Below are 18,033 nucleotides of genomic sequence, written 5' to 3'. Positions count from 1 at the left end.
GGGAAGCGAAGGAAGGGGCGTGAACGTCCGATTGTGGGTCAGTGCTACCCAATCCACCGGGAGCGCATACCCCAACCACCTGCCGAGCAGGCAGCAGAGTACTACGCCGGCTCGTGGTAGATCCCCCAATTCCGGAAGTCCCAGTCGTCAAGAGAGATCGTCAGTTCTCAGTGCAAACTGCCCTCGGGCAACATCTGATTCACACGAGCTGCCACTGTCGATAGCAATCCGGAATACCCCGTGCCTTCGTTGGGTGCCGCAGCGACGGCTTCGCCGATCAGCAGCAGAGATGGATCGCAATCGCTTATCGTTTCGACCAGGAAGGCGAGCGCAGACAATCGACCTCGAATGATGCGTTCGGTCGGAAGCGAAACGTTGACCGCGACCATCACCGGCGTGTCGGGCGCGCGACCGGCGGCGATCAGATTGCGCGAGACTTCGGCGGCGGCGGCGCGGCCCATGTAGATTGCGAGCGTGGCATCGGACGCGGCGAGCGCGGTCCAGTCAAGATCGAGCGCTTCGCCGGCGCGGGCGTGTGCCGTGACGAACGTCAGCTTTCGTGCGAGGCCGCGCAGCGTCAGCGACGCGCCACCCGACGCCGCAGCGGCGCTGGCGGCGGTGATGCCGGGGCAGATCCGCACCGTGATGCCGTTGGCGGCGAGGTGGTCGAGCTCTTCGGTCGAGCGGCCGAAGATCGACGGATCTCCGCCCTTGAGCCGGACGACGCGCTTGCCCGCGCGCGCTGCCCTGGCGAGCAAGACGTTGATCGAGACCTGATCCTTCGAATGTCGCCCCGATCGCTTGCCGACACTCACGACTTCGGTGCGGGCGGGGATGAGCGCAAGGACGCCCGGGCCGACCAGCGCGTCGTAGAACACGATGTCGGCCGCCGCGATCAGCCGCACGGCTTTCCGCGTGAGAAGGTCGGGATCGCCGGGGCCGGCACCGACCAGCCAGACCGAACCGGGCGGGAAATCATGCGACATTTGCTGATCCTTGCGTGACGAGGAGTTTGGCGAGGGCAGGGCGGCAGGATCCACAATTGGTGCCGGCTTTAAGTGCCGCACCGATCGCGGGAACGTCGGCGAGATGCTGGTCCGCGATCGCGGCGAGGATGGTCTTCAGCCCGACGTCGAAGCACGCGCAGACGATCGGGCCACGGTCGACCTGCATGCCCGGCGCGCGGCCGGCGAGCAGGGTGGGCGCGGCGATGGCCTCGCTCAGTTGCGCGACGAGCCAGTCGCGGGGCGGAAGTGCACCGTCCCGGGTCACGAACAGCACTGCGGCGAGCTTGCCGCCCTCCAATATCGCGATCCGGCGGGAGCCCCGAGCCGCATCGACCGCCTCGATCCGCTGGCCCTTCGGCAGCAACGCGTCGAGTGCGGCGGCGTCGCCGTTGCCCGCCATGTCCCACGCCGTTCCACCCGGTACCGCGACGCGCGTCGCCCACAGGCAATCGGGGCGCGTCGCCAGTTCGTCGCGGACCACGACGAAGCCGCGCCATTCAGTCGCGACGGGCTCGATCCGAACGGGCGTGGATTTGAAGCCCGGCTGACCCGAGACAGGGTCGGCTAGCGGGCGAGGCAGCAGCCCGGCACGGCCGCCGGTCGCGGTGCGGTCTGTCCAGTGGATCGGTACGAACAGCTCGCCGATCCGCTGCGTCGCGACGACGCTCGCGCGGAAGAGGCTGTCGCCCTGCGGCGTGAGTACGCGCGCAAGGCCGCCATCCACGATCCCCAGCCGTACCGCGTCGTGGGGGTGAATCTCGACCAGCGGCTCCTCGCGGTGGCGCGCGAGTTTGGGCGACAGGCCGGTACGGGTCATCGTATGCCACTGGTCGCGGTAGCGCCCGGTATTGAGTGTCATCGGCCATCGGGCGAGTGGTGCGGCAACCGGCTTTTGCGCCACTGGCACGAGGCGGGCACGGCCATTGGGAGTCGAGAACCGGCCGTCCGCGAAGGGTGCGCCGCCCCAACGGAACGGCATCATCGCACCGTATTCCGCATTGCCCTTGGCGGTATGACCGGGAAGCGCGAACAGCCGCGTGCCGTTATTCTCATAGGACGACAGCCGGCAATGCTCGCGCCAGATCTCGGCGGGGCGGTCGTAGGAGAATGCCGTCTTCCAGCCCATCCGCCGCCCGACTTCGGAGATGATCCACCAATCCGGTTTTGCGTCGCCGGGCGCGGCCATGAACGCGCGCTGGCGGCTGATCGTGCGGTCCGAATTGGTGACGGTGCCGTCCTTCTCGCCCCATGCCGCGGCGGGCAGGCGGACGTGCGCGTGGACCGATGTGTCGGTCGTCTCGATCACGTCGGAGACGACGACGAATGGGCATGCCGCCAGAGCCTCGCGCACGCGGCCGGCGTCGGGCATCGATACCGCGGGGTTGGTCGCCATCACCCACAGCGCCTTGATCCGGCCGTTGCCGAGTTCGCGGAACAGGTCGACCGCCTTCAGCCCCGGCTTGGTCGCCATGTTGGGCGCGGCCCAGAACCGGCCGACGCGGGCGACGTTCTCGGGCGCGAAATCCATGTGCGCGGCGAGGCTCGACGCGAGCCCGCCGACCTCGCGCCCGCCCATCGCATTGGGCTGGCCGGTGATCGAGAAGGGGGCTGCACCCTGCTTGCCGATGCGGCCGGTGGCGAGGTGCAGGTTGGTGATCGCGTTGACCTGATCGGTGCCCGACAGCGACTGGTTCACACCCTGGCTGAACATCGTCACCGTCTTCGGCGTCGCGGCGAACAGTTCGAAGAAGCGCCTGAGATCCTGCGGCGGAACGTCGCAGATGCGCGCGACCGACCACAGGTCGCTGCCCTCGTCGAACTGGTCCCAGAACGCATCGGGCGTCGCGACATGCGCGGCGAGATAGTCGTAGTCGACCACGCCCGCGTCGCGACACCACGCGAGCAGGCCGTTCATCAGCGCGACGTCGGTGCCGGGGCGGATTGCAAGATGAAGGTCCGCCTCGTCCGCGGTCTCGGTCCGGCGCGGGTCGATCACGACGAGCTTGGCGCCGGCGTCGCAGCGCGCGCGGATGCGTTGATAGACGATCGGATGGCACCAGGCGGTGTTCGACCCGACCAGCACGATCAGGTCGGCGGCGTCGAGATCGTCGTAGCTCGCGGGCACGATGTCCTCGCCGAACGCGCGCATGTGGCCCGCGACTGCGCTCGCCATGCAAAGCCGCGAATTGGTGTCGATGTTGGCCGAGCCGATGAAGCCCTTCATCAGCTTGTTGGCGACGTAATAGTCCTCGGTGAGCAGTTGTCCGGAGACATAGAACGCGACGCTGTTCGGGCCGTGCTGTGCGATCGTGTCGCGGAAGCGTTTCGCGACGAGGTCGAGCGCCTTGTCCCAGGATGCGCGACGCTGGCCGATCATGGGGGTCAGCAGGCGGCCTTCGAGTCCGATCGTTTCGCCGAGATGCGTACCCTTCGAGCAGAGCTTGCCGGAATTGGCGGGGTGGTCAGGGTCGCCCTTGATCGTGACGGACCGCTCCCCGGTCGGGGTCGCGAGGATACCGCAGCCGACACCGCAATACGCGCACGTCGTGCGAACGGAGGCCATTAGCCCTCTCCCCCTTGGGGAGAGGGTTGGTTGAGGGGTAGTTGGGAAGGCCAGCACACGCCCCAAACCCTCACCCCGGCCCTCTCCCCGGAGGGGAGGGGGAGCAGTGGCGCGCTCATGCGGCGGCTTTCATGGTTGAGGTGCGGCAGAGCAAAACCCGGCCCCCCGACACCTTCACTGGGATCACCGGCGTACACCCCTTGTCCTCGCCCAGCGCCTCGCCCGTATCCAGCGCGATCCGCCAGTTGTGCAGCGGGCACGCCACCGCGCCGCCGTGCACGATGCCCTGCGACAGCCGCCCACCCTTGTGCGGACAGCGATCGGCGAGCGCGAAGACCTTGCCGTCGCCGGTGCGGAAGACCGCGATGTCGTCGCCGCCGGTGACCTGCACCGTACGGCTGCCGCGGACCGGGATCTCGTCGACCCAGCCGATATCGAGCCATTCGCCGATCATGCCATTTCCCTCGTCTGATCGATGGGCGTGAAGCGCGCCATCGGCGCATGCTGCTCGCGATGCTCACCCGCCGCGCGCGCCGCCCACGGATCGTCCTGCGTGAACTGCTGCGAGAACAGGAACCGTGCCGCCAGCGCATCGCGGCCCTCCGGATCGTCGGCGATCCGTTCGCGAATATACGCGACGCCGATGCGCTCGATCCACGGCGCGGTGCGTTCCAGATAGCGCGCTTCCTCGCGGTACAACTGGATGAACGCGGCGCAGTAATGCATCGCCTCGTCCTCGGTCGCGACCTTGCACAAGAAGTCGGTCGCGCGGACCTTGATCCCGCCATTGCCGCCGACCGACAGCTCGTAGCCGCTGTCGACGCACACCACGCCGAAATCCTTGATCGTCGCCTCGGCGCAGTTGCGCGGGCAGCCGCTGACCGCGATCTTGAACTTGTGCGGCATCCAACTGCCCCAGGTCATCCGCTCGACCTTCACGCCAAGCCCGGTTGAATCCTGCGTTCCGAACCGGCACCAGTCCGACCCGACGCACGTCTTCACGGTCCGCAGCGACTTGCCGTACGCATGCCCGCTGACCATCCCCGCGGCGTTCAGATCCGCCCAAACCGCTGGCAGATCCTCCTTCTTGATCCCGAAGATGTCGAGCCGCTGGCCGCCCGTCACCTTGACCATCGGCGCGTCGTATTTCTCGACGACGTCGGCGATCGCGCGCAACTCGCGCGGGTTGGTGAGCCCACCCCACATCCGCGGCACGACCGAATAGGTGCCGTCTTTCTGGATGTTGGCATGCACGCGCTCGTTGACGTAGCGGCTCTGCTGGTCGTCCTTGTAGTCGCCCGGCAACGCGCAGAGCAGATAGTAATTGAGCGCAGGCCGGCACGACGAACACCCGTCCGGCGTCGACCAGCTCATCTTCTGCATGACTTCGGGGATCGAGCGCATGCCCTGCGCGACGATCTCGCGGCGGACGTCGTCGTGGCCGAAGCTGGTGCATTTGCACATCGTCTTCACCGAACGTTCGCCCGAATATTCGTCACCCAAGGTAACTGCGAGCAGCGTCTCGACCAGCCCGGTACACGATCCGCACGACGCCGACGCCTTGCAGGTCGCACGGACCGCGTCGAGCGTCGCGTTGCCGGCGCCGATGCACGCCACGACCTTGCCCTTGGTGACGCCGTTGCAGCCGCAGATCTCCGCATCGTCGGGGAGCGCCGCAACGGCCGCCTTAGGGTCCGCGGTGCCTCCTCCCGAGGCGAACGACTGGCCGAAGATCAGCATGTCGCGGATCGGCGCGATGTCTTCCGCCCGCTTGAGCAGGTCGAAATACCAGCCGCCATCGGTCGTGTCGCCGTACAGCACCGCGCCGACGATCCGGTCGTCCTTGACCACGACGCGCTTGTAGATGCCGCGCGACGCATCGCGCAGGACGATGTCCTCCGCGCCTGCACCGCCGGAGAAATCGCCCGCCGAGAACACGTCGAGCCCGGCGACCTTCAGCTTGGTCGAGGTCACCGATCCGCGATAGCCGCTGTGACTGTCGGTCAATCCATCGGCGAGCGCGCGGCACATGTCCCACAGCGGCGCGACGAGGCCGTAGACGTTGCCGTCATGCTCGACGCATTCGCCGACCGCCAGGATCGACGGGTCGCTGGTGACCATGTGGTCGTCGACCTTGATCCCGCGGCCGATCTCCAGCCCGGCGTCGCGCGCGAGGGCGACGGAGGGGCGGATACCGACCGCCATGACGACGAGGCTGGCGGGGATCAGCGTGCCGTCTTTCAGCAGCACGCCCTCGACGTGGGTATCGCCGACGATCTCGGCGGTGTTCGCCTCGGTGAGAATGACCTGACCGCGCGATTCCAGCGCCGACTTGAGCAACCACCCCGCCGCCTCGTCGAGCTGCCGCTCCATCAGCGTCGGCATCAGGTGGATTACCGTGACCTTCATCCCGCGCAGCGTGAGCCCGTGTGCGGCCTCCAGCCCGAGCAGCCCGCCGCCGATGACGACCGCCGCACCACCCTTGCCCGCAGCCTCCAGCATGTGGTCGACGTCCGCCATGTCGCGGAACGAGATCACGCCGGGCAGGTCCTTGCCGGGGACGGGGATGATGAACGGATCGGAGCCGGTCGCGATCAGCAGCCTGTCGTACGACACCGTCAGCCCCGACCGTGCGGTGACGGTCTTGGCGGTGCGGTCGATCGCGTGCACCGGATCGCTCGTCACCAGCTCTATGGTGTTGGTCGCGTACCAGGCGTGGTCATTGATGACGATCTGCTCGAACGTCTTCTCGCCCGCCAGCACCGGCGACAGCATGATGCGGTTGTAGTTCACGTGCGGCTCGGCACCGAAGATCGTCACGCGGTAGCGGGTCGGGTCGCGCGCGATCAGCTCCTCGACCGCGCGACAGCCGGCCATGCCGTTGCCGATCACGACGAGATGCTCGCGCCGCTTGGAAAAGGGGGTGTCGGGGAAGGGGGTTTGGTGTTCCATCAGATCATCCAGTCGGGTTGGAGCCGGGGAAGGGAGGGTCATGCGGGGAGCGCGCCGTTGACCGAGCGGTCGCTGGTGCGGCGTGCGTCGAGCGCCGCGTCGAGCAGCGCGCGCTCGTTCGATTTGTGCGTGGCGGAGAAGCGGACGGCGAGCGCGCAGACCGCGGTGCCTGCGACGACGTAGCCGAGCACGATGAGACATTGCTGCGGGGTGGCCGACGCTTTGTTGAGGAACCCCGCCGCGACCGCGCCGATATTGCCGCCCGCGCCGATCAGCCCGGCGACACCGCCCAGCGCCTTGCGGTCGATGAACGGCACCAGCGCATAGGTCGCGCCGCACGCCATGTGCGTGAACAGCCCGAACATCGTCATCGCCAGTATCGCGAGCGTCACGCTGCCGGCATGACCGAACAGCACCAGCCCGACGCCTTCGCCGAGCATCAGCGCGAACAGCAGCAGCGCGCGGCCGTCGAGCCCTTTGCTGAGCGCGATCCGGTCGCTCGCGATCCCGCCGAGCGCGCGGGCGAACAGGGCTAGACCGCCGAAGATCCCGGCGGCGAGGCCTGCGTTGGTCAACGAAAGGCCGAACCGGTCGACGTAATAGCTGGCGGCGATGTTATGGATGAAGATCTCGACGCCGAAGCAGGCGCCGTACGTCGCGGCGAGCATCCAGGTGCGGTAATTGGCGGCGGCGCGGCGGAAGATCGCCATGCCCGTCGCCTTGCCGCCATCGAGTTCGATGCCCGCGGCGCGGAGGTCGACGATGTCGCCCTGCGGCGTGTCCTGCGTGTAGCGCGCATAGACGAACGCCATCGCGAGCATAGCGACGCCCGGCACGAACATCGCCGCGCGCCATCCGAACGCGTGCTCCACCCCGAGCCCAATCAGCGCCGCGACGACCAGCGGCATCAGGCTCTGCGCCGCGCCGCCGCCGGCATTGCCCCAGCCCCCGACGGTCGCGTTGGCGGTGCCGACGACGTTGGGCGCGAACATCACGCTCGTATGATATTGCGTAATGACGAACGACGCGCCGATCGCACCGATCGCGAGTCGGAAGAACAGGAACGTCTCGTAGGTCTGCGCGAACGCCAGCCCGAACACGGGGATCGCACCGAGCAGCAGCAGCCATGTATACGCACGTCGCGGACCGAACCGGTCGCAGAGCGGCCCGACCACCAGCCGAACCAGAATCGTCACCGCGACCGCGGCGATGTTGATGTTGGCGATCTGGTCCTTGCTGAGGCCGAACTCGGTCTTGATCAGCGGCATCAACGGCGCGGCGGCGAACCATGCGAAGAAGCACACGAAGAACGCCAGCCACGTGACGTGGAACGCGCGCATCTGCGGCGTGGCGGCGCTGAACAGGTCGATCCGTGTGGCTTTCGGCGCGGCGGTGTCGATTCCCGGTGATGCGAACAGCATGATTTCCCCCATCTGCGATGGACAAAGAAAAAGCCGCCCCGACGGCGACCTTGTGGACGCATCGGAGCGGCTTCGTTGCCTGTGGACGATCGGTGATCGCCCTACGCGGTCAGGTCCCCTCGTTGGAACCGGTCTCGCGATAATTTCGTGTCCGACTCCCTTGCCGGACAATGCGAAGATGAACGAAGAGGCCCCATCGCGCAAGCGTCATTTCGCATATGCAGCAGATTGGGGCTTGGCGGGGCAATTGACTCCGGGATCACCCCTCCAGGGAGGGGCAGGGGGTGGGTCGGCTTCCGCATGTCCGAACCGAAGGGGCTCAAGCCAGCCGATCCACCCCCAACCGCCCCCTTCCAGGGGGGAGAGGAGAGTTCAAGGCAAGCTGGCCAGATACCCCTCGATATCGTCGGGATCGAACGCTCGCCGATCGAAGAACGCATCGCGCCCAAGGATCAACCGCCCCTGTGTCGATCCCGCGCCAATGCTGTCCGCGCCGATCGCCCCCTCCAGCTTCGAACTCGCATTCGGCAACGGCGCGCCTGAGCCAATCAGCGCCGCGCGATACGCGTCAGGACGAAACACACCTTGCGCGACGTCCGCATCCTCAGCCGAGAACGGCGTGCCGTCCCATCGCACCATCTGCGAATACAGCCATGCCGCCTGACTGCGCCAAGGGAAGTTCGCCGCTTCGCGGTACTGGAACATAAAGTCGGGCACGTGGATTGGCAGCGCGTCCTTCACCAGCCGCACTCGGTCGCCGATCGCCCGCGCCACTGCATCGACCGGGGCATCGAGATACTCTCGACGAGACAGTATCGCCGCATTCTCCTCAAGCGTATCCGGATCGATGAACTGCGCAGCCGCAGCGTGCAATGCGCGGATCAGCCGGTGGACGACGTCGCCACACTCGGCCAGCGTGGCGGCACGCATCGCCAGCACCTTTTCGACCCCACGCTGCCAGACCTGTGCCGTTACCAGCGCGATCCGCCCGACCCCGCGATCGACCGCGACGCCGTTCCAGGGCTCGCCGACGCAGATGCCGTCGACTTCGCCCGCCGCCAGCGCATCGGCGGCGAAGGTCGGGCTGGTCGTGACGATCTCGACGTCGGTATCCGGGCGGATGCCGACCGCCGCGAGCCAGTAGCGCAGCATGTAATTATGACTCGAATAGCGATGCACCACGCCGAACCGCAGCCGCCGTCCCGCCGCGGCGCGCGCGATTGCGACCGCCTTCAGTCGCGCACCGAGCACCACCGGATCGCCAAGCGCGTCGCCGTCCATCACCTGCGCCGCGAGCGGCAACGACAGCGTGATCGCATTGCCGTTGAGCCCCAGCACGAACGGTACCGCCATCGGCACTGCCGGTCGTCCACGCCCCAGTGCCGTCGCGATCGCCAGTGGTGCGACCATGTGCGCGGCATCGGTATGGCCGTACAGCAGCCGATCGCGCACAGTCGCCCAAGTCATGTCGCGGACGAGTTCGATCTCCAGCCCCTCGGCCTCGGCGAACCCACGTTCGCGCGCGAGGATCGGCAGCGCCGCATCGACGAGCGGGAGGAAACCGATGCGAACCCGGTCGAGCGCCATCACAAATCTCCCATGAGCGCGTCGCTGGTGATGATCGCGTCGGCGATCTCGGCGATCCGCCGGTTGGATCGCATCGCCTGCGCGCGGAGCAGGCCGTACGCGGTCGGTTCGTCGATGCCGCGGCGCTTCATCAGGATCGCCTTGGCGCGGTCGACGGTGGTGCGATCGGCGAGTGCGCTGCGAGCTTCGTGCAGTTCCGCCTGCAATCGCGCGAACGCTTGGAACCGGCGGATCGCGAGGTCGATGACCGGCTTGATCCGCTGCTTGGCGAGCCCGTCGACGATATAGGCAGAGACGCCTGCATCAACCGCCGCGTTCGTGGACTCTGCGTCACTTTGATCGACGAACATCGCAACTGGTCGGGCGAGGGCGCGCGATACGGCAAAGAACTCCTCGAGCACGTCGCGGCTTGGATTCTCGAGGTTGATCAGCACCACTTCGGGCGCTGCCTTCTCCAACGCCGCAACCATCCCGAGCATGCCGTCGATAACGACGATATCGTCGAGGCCGGCCTCACGCAGGCCTTCCGAAATGATCGCAGCACGCGTCGTGCTTGTGTCGATGATCGCGATCCGCATCACGCAGTCTTATGCTGCACCGATCCTCATGGCGAGGGGACACCCGCACAGAGATGAATGAGTGTCTGAAGTTGGGGAGCGGCGAACGGAGCGCGAACGTCCGGGTATGGGTCGTCGCTGCCGTCGCTGCCCGGCTCACCTCGCTAGAGCGACGATCGCACTACCGCGACCACCGCAATGATCAGTCCAACGACACTCGGGTAAAAGGTCAACGCGAATCCGAATGCCCGAGACCTCGCACCATTCGCGTAGCCAATCCAGAACAGGAGACGCCCGACGGCAAAGACCATCGAAAGCGCAATGATCAGCGTCACCGACGACTCAACCAGCACTGCCAGCGCGACATGGATCGGAACCGCCAACGCCACCTGCTCCAAGGTATTTTGCAATACTGCGTTGGCGCTGCTTATGTCCGCACTGCCGGTCTTGGAGGCACTGCCGGCGATATCGGTTGCCGAGAAGAAACGTAGTCGCGCCACGTTTCCAATCGTCGCTGCAAGCCAGAAGAGGACCAAAAGGTCTGCCCTTGCGACGGCAATCAGGCGATCTTGCAGCGGGAGAAAGGGCGGGACACTCATGTACATGCAAGCCGCGGTCACCAGTATAGTGACACAAAGTGCCGCCACCATTCTGGTAGCAACGCCACGTTGCTCACGCTGGAAATTGTTTGAGCCAGCCATCGGCCCTCTCTAACACCAGACCGGGCTGGCCGCAGCATATGAACCAGCGTCCGGTTTGGGCGAGCTGATTAAATGCCCTGAGCGTCGCCTTCTGGGTCGTCGGGGCTGCTTCGAGGAGGCTTTGCGTTACCCTCGCGCTCACAGCCGCAAACAGTCGTCGCCTATGACATGCTGTGTGCTTATAGGTTGGCCTGTTCCTCTTTGTTTAAGTCAGCATCGGGACCGTAATAGAGTTCAGCGCACGCGTCGCGCAGGCAGCCACCCTCGATCTCGATATCGTCCCGATAGGCGTCCCCGATGAAGCCGAGAGTGTCGACGTGCTTTGCCTCGAAATACATCGGATGAACATCGTTGCGACCAGCACCGTAAACGACGCGGCCGACTTTCGACCAGATCGATGCCATCGTGCACATGCCGCAGGGCTGGAGTGTCGAGTATAACGTCGCCCGCGCAGCTCCAGTTCTCCGGTTTGCTCACAAGCCCGACGGATCGCCATCATCTCGGCATGAGCGGTTGCGTCAGGCAGCTCCTTGGTCTGATTGCGTTCGGCGGCAATCACCCTCCCGTCTAACACGATGACGCATCCAAGCGGGGAGGTTGAGGGATCGGACCCTTTGGAGCGCGCGACGTCTAACGCCATTTGCATCCAGTGTTCGTCGGTATCGGTCTGCATTGCGTTTCCACCTAATTGCAGTTGCTGTTAGATTTGGCGTGTCGATCCGGTTGCTGCGTCAGCTCTGAACCACCCTGACGGTCGCTTCTGTGGGATCGACCGGATCCATCACGAAAGCCCCGGCATCACGGTTCGCGACAAGCCATGCGACGTGTGCGGCAGTGATGCGCTGGCCCGGCACCAGTCGAGGTACGCCGGGCGGCGCGGGCGCGATCATCTCGGCTGCGATCCTTCCCTCAGCCGCCTCGTAGGCCACCATCTCGGCTAGGCCGTAGAGTGCCGCAGGCCCAGGCATCGCCATGTCGACGGACAGGGTGCCGATCCCGGGCACAGGTGGGATTGCCGGCAGGATGGAGGGATCGGAACCGAGCTGATTCACGAGATCCTGCAAACCACGGACGAGCTTGCGGAGATCGGACCTGGTTGTGCCCAAGGACAGAACAGCCAGAATATGCCGGGCGTCGGACAGCCCCATGCTGATCCGGTGATGCTTGTAGAGCCAGTCATCGATAGCATACCCCGATACGCTCAGCGCCGAGACGTCGATCAGCACTTTCGTGACGTCCAGACTGGCATCTGGCGGCAAATGATCATGACCGAACACGCGCAGGGGGGCGATACCGGCAATCTTCCTGCGGACCTTCTCCGCCAGCGCAATGACGCCGTTCCACATCTGCTCCCCGTTCAACGCGTGATCTCGCCGGGTCGCGTCAAGCGTTGCTAGGATCGGTACCGATGGGCTGGTGGTCTCGAACAGCTCATAGGCCATCCACAATCGCTGGCGATCGATCAGGTCGCCCTTGGCGACGATCACCGATCCCTGCGCGAGGGCCCCCATCGTCTTATGGGCGCTGTAGACGGCGGCATCCGCCCCCTTGGTCAGCGGATCGTCAGGCAGTCCTTCACAAAATGCGAACGCACCACCCCAAGCGGCATCGACGATCATGGGAATACCGTGATCGTGACAGACAGTGGCGAGTGCCGCGATATCGCTCGTCACGCCGTAATAGGTTGGGCTGACGACGATGAACGCCTTGGCGGTTGGATTGGCCGCCAAGGCGGCGTTCAGCGCCTGCGGCTCAACACCATGCTCAATGTCCCATTCCCCGTCGATCTGGACCGGCACGATGGCGGCATTGAGCCCCGTCGCGAGCGCGTAGGTACGCTCGGCCTTGTGGGCATTCGCCGCGACCAGAATGGTGTCACCTGGTCCGGCGACCGAGGCCATAACCGTGTGAAGACTCTGGGTGGATCCGCCGGTTACAAACCGGCAGAAGTCGGCATTCCAGGCCTCCGCCGCGATCTCGTGCGCACGTTGAAGGGCCAGCTTGCCTTCGGTACGATCATCGAGCCCCTTCGGCGTCAGCACGTCGGCTTCAAAAACGCGCTTGCCGAGCAGTGCCTTCATCCCGCCAGGAATGGCTGCACCCTGGCTGTGGCCCGGCGCTCCAAATCCGATGACCGGCCTCTTCTCGATCGCCGCCAATGCATCGGCCAACGGCGCACTCTTCTGATCCATGCCGAACCCTCTCCTGGTCGAGTGGGTGAAACGCACGGATACTGGAAAGCCCCTCCACGATGGTTGATCTTCTTTACCAAACAGGCAGTTATCCGCCGAAGGCGGACATGAATCAAACCTGCCGCTGAGCTGTCTAGGGCGCTCATCGATAGCAAAGCCCTTTTCCAACATTCTGTCGCCAAGGGTACGAAAGAGGAAGAGCTATGAGGAACGAGATGCCGATCAACGTCAACGTGGCGAGTGTGGCGGAATTGGACGCCATCCCGGCGCTAGCGGGGCACGGGTTCGAGATCGTCCGCTATCGTGAGGAACGTCGCGGGTTCAGTGACCTAAGACAACTTGATGGAGTACCCGGTCTTACCGGTAAGGCCGATGGGGCGACTGCTTCACTGACCGTCGGCGATCGCTGACTCAGGCAGGCGCCAGGCTTTGGAACGCCGCGATAAGAGCTTGTTCGTTGATCGGTTTGTCGAGAACAATCATCGATGGCCGACTTACATGGCATGCTTCGCGCGTCCCGGTCACGAAGATAACGGGTATCGGCCCATGCTCCAAGATGATGGCTTCCACCGCGGCAGGGCCGGTGCCCGCCGAGAGATTGACGTCGGACATGATGATCGAGGGAGGCCTCAACCTGGCGGCATCGATAGCCTCATCTTGCGAAGCAGCCTGATCAAAGGATGTGCCGCCAGCCCGCTCGATCAGCTGGATGATGTGATCGGCGATGAGGAAATCATCCTCGATGACGAGCACATGGCACATATGACAGATCCCGATAAGCTGAGCTCTTAACCAATGTGGTCACACAATGGGCCCGCCACGGCGTTAATAAATGTCAGACAAGGTCGAGAGCTCAGATCGGCGCTTCGATTGCGAAACGAACACCTTCCGGCAAATATTGGATTTCCGCCTTGCCGCGGATGTGGCGTGATAGGACGCGCTCAATCATTCTCGTACCAAATCCAACACGTGTTGGCATAGCAACGATAGGTCCATCCTGCTCCGCCCAAGAGAAGGTAAGTCGGCGTTCCGTTGCATTGCCGTTCAGGTCCCAGCGTATGCTCACCTGACCCTCCGGTACCGAGAGCGCTCCATATTTGATCGCATTGGTCGCCAGCTCGTGCAGTGCCATAGACAACGCAAGTGTCACTTCCGGGGTCAGCCGTATCGTCGGGCCGACAGCGGAAAACCGTCGACCGTTGCTGTCCATGAACGGCGCCAGCACTCGCTCGACGATCTCACCGATTGCCGCGCCTTCGATCTCGTCCTTGAGCAGCAGTTCGTGCGCAGACGCAAGGCTAGCGATGCGGCCCGACACCGCATCCCGAGCCTCAGCAAGGGACCCAGCATCGCGTAGCGTCTGACTGACAACGGCACTGACCGTCGCAAGTGTGTTCTTCACGCGGTGTGTCAGTTCATGGGCCAGAACCGACCGTTGCTCCTCGGCAAATTTGCGCGCTGAAACATTGCTCGAAAAGCCCGAAACCGCCAACGGCGTGCCATCCGCACGGCGCTGCAGCGAGCCTTGGGAATGGATCCAGCGTTGCTCGCCTTCAGGCGTCAATATGCGGTATTCGACGTTATAACGCGTGCCATGCTCGATAGCGCTGTTCAGCGAGAATCTGACGAGTTCGCGATCCTCTGGGTGCACGCAAGCCAACAAGCCTTCCGCCGATAATATCTCTCCGGCCGGCCTTCCAAAGTTCGTCAGGCAACTTGGCGAGTAGGTGAGCCGCCATTCTGGCAGATCGATGGTCCAAGTGCCCAGTCCGCCAGCATCGAGCGCAAGTGCCAGGCGGGCCTCTCGTTCGGCTAGCGCAACTTCGCGCTTCGCAAGCTCGGCACTCAGCGAGTCGCGGTCGCGTTCCAACTGCAACAGCCCGTGCCGCTCGAGTGTGACATCGAGCTGAGATGCCACGAAGTAGCGTAGGCTGCCGGTCGCGTCATGCACGGGCGCGACCATGAGGCGGTTCCAGAACGGCGTGCCATCACGACGGTGATTCAGGAGGTCGATATCGATCGGCTCGCGGCGAGCGATCGCGTCCTTCATGCGTCGGACGTCGGCCTGATCGGTCAGCGGTCCCTGCATAAAACGGCAATTCCGGCCAACGACCTCGACCGCCGAGAACCCCGTCAGAGCCTCGAACGCACGATTGACGTAAACCAGCGGGTTATCCGGTAGCGTTGGATCGCTGACGACCATCGGCGTAATGCAGTGATCGAACGCCGCAACGAAGGGGTCATGTTCGTTGAGGCGGGACGCAAATGCGTCGACAGCCTCGCGTACGACACCTGAGGCATCGTGCGGTCGAATAGGCGAAGGTGGGAGTGGCTGACGGTCCAAAGCGGGAACGTCCTAGCGGTAAGACGTTGATTGATCAACGTAATCGAATTTATGTAGAACTTCCGTCATCTGTCGTCCCACCTCGTGAGGCCATGCGATTGTCGCTAATCACCCGGAATCAGGGACTGGTCTGGGACCACTCTGCGGCAAACGCGGGCGCAGCAATGAAGCTCGCTGGCTGCGGGGATACGGGCGGCGGATCGCAGACACCCTCTTCGATGTAGCGCATTGCGGACATCAAACCATTCCGGGAGAAGGGCTTGGGTATGACGCCATGGCCACCGGCAAAGTCGGCTGGAATCTTGAGCGGGTTTGCAGTGACGAAGACGACTATCGCGGCCGCCCATCGCTTCCGGATTAGTGCACAGACATCCAGGCCGCTGGTGCCTTTCGCAAGCTGTATGTCGACAAAAGCCAGGTCCGGATGGAGATCGCTTGCCAGGTCTTCAACTTCGTAGAGAGACGCAGCCTCGCCGACGACACGGTGACCTGCGTCTTCGATCATCGCTTCGATATCCATTGCCAAAAGAGCTTCGTCCTCGACGATCAGCACGTTCAACGGCGGTTGGGCACGTACATTCATTAATCGTCCACCGGGAATGAGAGAGATACACGAACCCCGGGGGCGGCGTCGGACCACATGACGTCGGCCCTGACTTGCTTGGCGAGGCGGGAGATAAGCATCTTGCCAATGCCGTCCGGCTGAACGTCATTTCTGGCAAGCCCATGGCCATCATCGGTGATTTCGATCAGGGCATTATTGCCTTCTAGGGCGGTGCGGACAGAAATCGTACCGGCTCGCCCGTCGGCAAATGCATGCTTGATGGCGTTGGTCGCTATCTCGTTGAGGATCAACCCAAGCGATGCCGCCTTACTGGACGGCACCTCTATTTGCGAAATGTTCGAAACCAGCTTGATGTCGTCGCGTCGGCTGGCACCAACGACGTCGCCGATTAGATTCTCGGTAAACGCCCCGACATCGAAGCGGGTGACGTCGTCCGACTGATAAAGGCGGCGATGCACTGTCGCCAGCGCATCAACCCGTTCGAGCATGGTTTCAAGTTTTGATGAAACGGCCGGGTCTGATATGCTACGCGCCTGCAAACGCAGAAGTGATCCGATCATCGTAAGATTGTTCTTTACGCGATGGTCGACTTCGTGAAGCAGCAGAGTTTTCGCATCTAACGCGGCCTCGAGGTCTGACGTGCGCGCCTCGACTTCCTGTTCGACCAATAACTTCTGCTTTGAAATGATAGTCTGCGCTTTGACGCGGTCAGTAACATCAAGCTGAGAGGCGAAGAAGAATACAACCTTACCGGCGTCATTGCGTACAGGGCTCAGATACAACGCGTTCCAGAACGCAGATCCATCCTTTCGATAGTTTAGGAGGTCCACGGCAATGTCGGTCTGGGCGTCGATTGCCCGACGCACTTTAGCCACCTGCTCTCGGTCGGTATCGGGACCCTGCAGGAAGCGGCAGTTACGGCCAATGATTTCACTTCGGTCATAGCCCGACAGCGTTTGAAAGGCTTCGTTGCAGAAGACGATAGGGTTATCGGTCTGCGCGGGGTCCGTGATGACCATAGGCATTCGGGTAGCCCGAACAGCCGCGGCAAAAGGGTCAGCTCGCCCGTGCTCGTAGTCGAGCGCTTCCGTCAGATGCCAATCGTCCCGCTGCTTCATCACGCCTCCGTGGAGCGTGCCGACCAGCCGAACTCCGTGCGGGGACTAAATCGTTTTGATCGGCTTCCGTTCCGCTGAGAGATCGAGTTCGTCTCACTAAGGCATGGCCACTGAGCGGCATGGCTTGCGCGTACAAAGCCTCTTTGAGATCGAAAAACGGCGACCCGTCTTGCAGGCTGGAAGCTGAACGAATGGCAGAAGTAGGGAAGCTTAGAAGGGGGCGGGGACGTCTGCTTCTGGGTCCTATCAGTCTCGCGCTGCCGGGCAGTTCCGCCCAATCCTTGCCGTTCCCGGCTACCGTTACGCTTCCCGTTTGCGGACATCCGTTAATTCGGTAAGTTGGTCGCGGGACCTGACGCTGTCGGAACCGACGGAACTAGCGACCGTAGCGTTTGGCGGGTTCGAGCCCCACTCGTAGGTCCGGTGCCGGCCGATTGCGAACATCGGCTTGGCAGGGCATCTTGCACAGATGGCACAGTCCAATTCAGTGGCGCGGCGGACCCGGCTTGGTACATGGCGCGGGGTCGGTATTGGAACCCTCGTCACGGGCCCGGCTATCCTTGCGGCGATCATGTCAGGTGGCGCCGGGCATGGTTCATACATCACGGCACGCCTGCTGTTCCCTTTCAGCATCCTCATCAGTCAGCTTGAGGGGTCAATAGGGCCTGTCGCTATGGGCGTGGGGCTGCTCCAGTTTCCCTTATACGGCGCACTGATTGGCCGCACTGTTACTGCGAAAATTTCTTCGATCTTCTTGTTGGCGACAGCGCACCTCGTTGCCGTACTTGTCAGCTTCTCAGGCCTGCTTTCTGAGTTTCCGTGAAGAGCGAACGTTCGCTTTCCTCTCCAGGCCGGCCGTTCCGGGTTTCCTTCAATCCCGGTCATTCCGCTTCCGCCCGATTGTGTTGAATAAGTCGGCCTTGCAGTGGTGTCGGCGGTCTGATTCAATCTTCGCAAGGTGAGCGGAGACGGGCCGATGATGGGCGAGCGGACGGTAGCGCAGGAAGCGCTGTTTTACAGCTTCAG

The 18,033-nt window shown here is 63.7% G+C and carries 15 protein-coding genes and 1 pseudogene; 2 read left to right on the top strand and 14 right to left on the bottom strand.

All coding sequences use genetic code 11. From position 1 onward, the window contains the following. Positions 1 to 167: 167 nt before the first annotated feature. The 10 genes and pseudogenes from cobA to AC59GX_RS19360 form a co-directional block, all read right to left on the bottom strand. On the bottom strand, positions 168 to 986 hold the full coding sequence (gene cobA, locus AC59GX_RS19405; protein ID WP_497302348.1) for a uroporphyrinogen-III C-methyltransferase: 819 nt from the start codon (positions 984 to 986) through the stop codon (positions 168 to 170). Beyond that, entirely contained in the window at positions 976 to 3,570 is a 2,595-nt protein-coding gene (locus AC59GX_RS19400; RefSeq protein WP_353464927.1) for a molybdopterin-dependent oxidoreductase, read from the bottom strand. Before AC59GX_RS19400 ends, cobA begins: the two co-directional genes overlap by 11 nt. A 115-nt stretch (positions 3,571 to 3,685) precedes the next feature. After that, positions 3,686 to 4,024 carry a nitrite reductase small subunit NirD gene (nirD, locus tag AC59GX_RS19395; RefSeq protein WP_175518279.1) on the bottom strand — a complete coding sequence of 113 codons (339 nt, stop codon included), beginning with the start codon at positions 4,022 to 4,024 and terminating at the stop codon, positions 3,686 to 3,688. Then, entirely contained in the window at positions 4,021 to 6,522 is a 2,502-nt protein-coding gene (gene nirB, locus AC59GX_RS19390) for a nitrite reductase large subunit NirB (RefSeq protein ID WP_497302346.1), read from the bottom strand. The genes nirD and nirB overlap by 4 nt, the downstream gene beginning before the upstream one ends. A gap of 38 nt (positions 6,523 to 6,560) precedes the next feature. Beyond that, positions 6,561 to 7,943, bottom strand: a complete 1,383-nt coding sequence (locus AC59GX_RS19385) for an MFS transporter (protein WP_497302345.1) — start codon at positions 7,941 to 7,943, stop codon at positions 6,561 to 6,563. 372 nt (positions 7,944 to 8,315) lie between these two features. Next, entirely contained in the window at positions 8,316 to 9,530 is a 1,215-nt protein-coding gene (locus AC59GX_RS19380) for a CmpA/NrtA family ABC transporter substrate-binding protein (RefSeq protein ID WP_353464923.1), read from the bottom strand. Further along, positions 9,530 to 10,108 carry an ANTAR domain-containing response regulator gene (locus AC59GX_RS19375; RefSeq protein WP_497302344.1) on the bottom strand — a complete coding sequence of 193 codons (579 nt, stop codon included), beginning with the start codon at positions 10,106 to 10,108 and terminating at the stop codon, positions 9,530 to 9,532. The genes AC59GX_RS19380 and AC59GX_RS19375 overlap by 1 nt, the downstream gene beginning before the upstream one ends. A gap of 143 nt (positions 10,109 to 10,251) precedes the next feature. Then, positions 10,252 to 10,788: an MAPEG family protein gene (locus tag AC59GX_RS19370; protein ID WP_497302342.1), complete on the bottom strand. Its 537-nt coding sequence runs from the start codon at positions 10,786 to 10,788 to the stop codon at positions 10,252 to 10,254. Between the two features lie 179 nt (positions 10,789 to 10,967). Further along, positions 10,968 to 11,461: pseudogene (locus AC59GX_RS19365) on the bottom strand (nucleoside deaminase). A 58-nt stretch (positions 11,462 to 11,519) separates the two neighbouring features. Further along, positions 11,520 to 13,151 (bottom strand): aminotransferase class I/II-fold pyridoxal phosphate-dependent enzyme, encoded by a 1,632-nt coding sequence (locus AC59GX_RS19360; protein WP_497302341.1) that lies wholly within the window; start codon positions 13,149 to 13,151, stop codon positions 11,520 to 11,522. 32 nt (positions 13,152 to 13,183) lie between these two features. On the opposite strand from AC59GX_RS19360, the gene AC59GX_RS19355 reads away from it, so the two are divergent. Next, positions 13,184 to 13,390, top strand: coding sequence for a ComEA family DNA-binding protein (locus AC59GX_RS19355; RefSeq protein WP_497302340.1), 207 nt, complete (start codon positions 13,184 to 13,186; stop codon positions 13,388 to 13,390). 1 nt (position 13,391) lies between these two features. Here the strand turns inward: AC59GX_RS19355 and AC59GX_RS19350 are convergent, their stop codons facing one another. The 4 genes from AC59GX_RS19350 to AC59GX_RS19335 all read right to left on the bottom strand — a co-directional run bounded on the left by AC59GX_RS19350 (position 13,392) and on the right by AC59GX_RS19335 (position 17,007). Continuing rightward, complete coding sequence (locus AC59GX_RS19350; RefSeq protein WP_497302339.1) at positions 13,392 to 13,742, bottom strand: response regulator; 351 nt, start codon at positions 13,740 to 13,742, stop codon at positions 13,392 to 13,394. A gap of 91 nt (positions 13,743 to 13,833) precedes the next feature. Continuing rightward, complete coding sequence (locus AC59GX_RS19345) at positions 13,834 to 15,183, bottom strand: PAS domain-containing protein (RefSeq protein WP_497302338.1); 1,350 nt, start codon at positions 15,181 to 15,183, stop codon at positions 13,834 to 13,836. Between the two features lie 259 nt (positions 15,184 to 15,442). Then, positions 15,443 to 15,907: a response regulator gene (locus AC59GX_RS19340; RefSeq protein WP_497302337.1), complete on the bottom strand. Its 465-nt coding sequence runs from the start codon at positions 15,905 to 15,907 to the stop codon at positions 15,443 to 15,445. Next, entirely contained in the window at positions 15,907 to 17,007 is a 1,101-nt protein-coding gene (locus tag AC59GX_RS19335) for a histidine kinase dimerization/phosphoacceptor domain -containing protein (RefSeq protein WP_497302336.1), read from the bottom strand. Before AC59GX_RS19335 ends, AC59GX_RS19340 begins: the two co-directional genes overlap by 1 nt. 571 nt (positions 17,008 to 17,578) lie before the next feature. Here AC59GX_RS19335 and AC59GX_RS19330 point away from each other — a divergent pair. Beyond that, positions 17,579 to 17,830: a hypothetical protein gene (locus AC59GX_RS19330; RefSeq protein WP_497302334.1), complete on the top strand. Its 252-nt coding sequence runs from the start codon at positions 17,579 to 17,581 to the stop codon at positions 17,828 to 17,830. Positions 17,831 to 18,033: the final 203 nt, after the last annotated feature.

The organism is Sphingomonas sp. 320_CC, assembly GCF_059691795.1.
The sequence above is the reverse complement of the archived record's forward strand: the minus strand, read 5'-3'. Positions and strand labels throughout refer to the sequence as shown.

Bases quoted from the DNA above. Each gene is read 5' to 3' on its own strand.
- nirB (WP_497302346.1), bottom strand. From the start codon at position 6,522: ATGGAACACCAAACCCCCTTCCCCGACACCCCCTTTTCCAAGCGGCGC.
- AC59GX_RS19400 (WP_353464927.1), bottom strand. From the start codon at position 3,570: ATGGCCTCCGTTCGCACGACGTGCGCGTATTGCGGTGTCGGCTGCGGT.
- AC59GX_RS19345 (WP_497302338.1), bottom strand. From the start codon at position 15,183: ATGGTCGTCAGCGATCCAACGCTACCGGATAACCCGCTGGTTTACGTC.
- AC59GX_RS19380 (WP_353464923.1), bottom strand. From the start codon at position 9,530: ATGGCGCTCGACCGGGTTCGCATCGGTTTCCTCCCGCTCGTCGATGCG.
- AC59GX_RS19355 (WP_497302340.1), top strand. From the start codon at position 13,184: ATGAGGAACGAGATGCCGATCAACGTCAACGTGGCGAGTGTGGCGGAA.
- AC59GX_RS19330 (WP_497302334.1), top strand. From the start codon at position 17,579: ATGTCAGGTGGCGCCGGGCATGGTTCATACATCACGGCACGCCTGCTG.
- AC59GX_RS19375 (WP_497302344.1), bottom strand. From the start codon at position 10,108: ATGCGGATCGCGATCATCGACACAAGCACGACGCGTGCTGCGATCATT.
- AC59GX_RS19335 (WP_497302336.1), bottom strand. From the start codon at position 17,007: ATGAAGCAGCGGGACGATTGGCATCTGACGGAAGCGCTCGACTACGAG.
- AC59GX_RS19340 (WP_497302337.1), bottom strand. From the start codon at position 15,907: ATGAATGTACGTGCCCAACCGCCGTTGAACGTGCTGATCGTCGAGGAC.
- AC59GX_RS19360 (WP_497302341.1), bottom strand. From the start codon at position 13,151: ATGTTGGAAAAGGGCTTTGCTATCGATGAGCGCCCTAGACAGCTCAGC.
- AC59GX_RS19370 (WP_497302342.1), bottom strand. From the start codon at position 10,788: ATGGCTGGCTCAAACAATTTCCAGCGTGAGCAACGTGGCGTTGCTACC.
- AC59GX_RS19350 (WP_497302339.1), bottom strand. From the start codon at position 13,742: ATGTGCCATGTGCTCGTCATCGAGGATGATTTCCTCATCGCCGATCAC.
- nirD (WP_175518279.1), bottom strand. From the start codon at position 4,024: ATGATCGGCGAATGGCTCGATATCGGCTGGGTCGACGAGATCCCGGTC.
- cobA (WP_497302348.1), bottom strand. From the start codon at position 986: ATGTCGCATGATTTCCCGCCCGGTTCGGTCTGGCTGGTCGGTGCCGGC.
- AC59GX_RS19385 (WP_497302345.1), bottom strand. From the start codon at position 7,943: ATGCTGTTCGCATCACCGGGAATCGACACCGCCGCGCCGAAAGCCACA.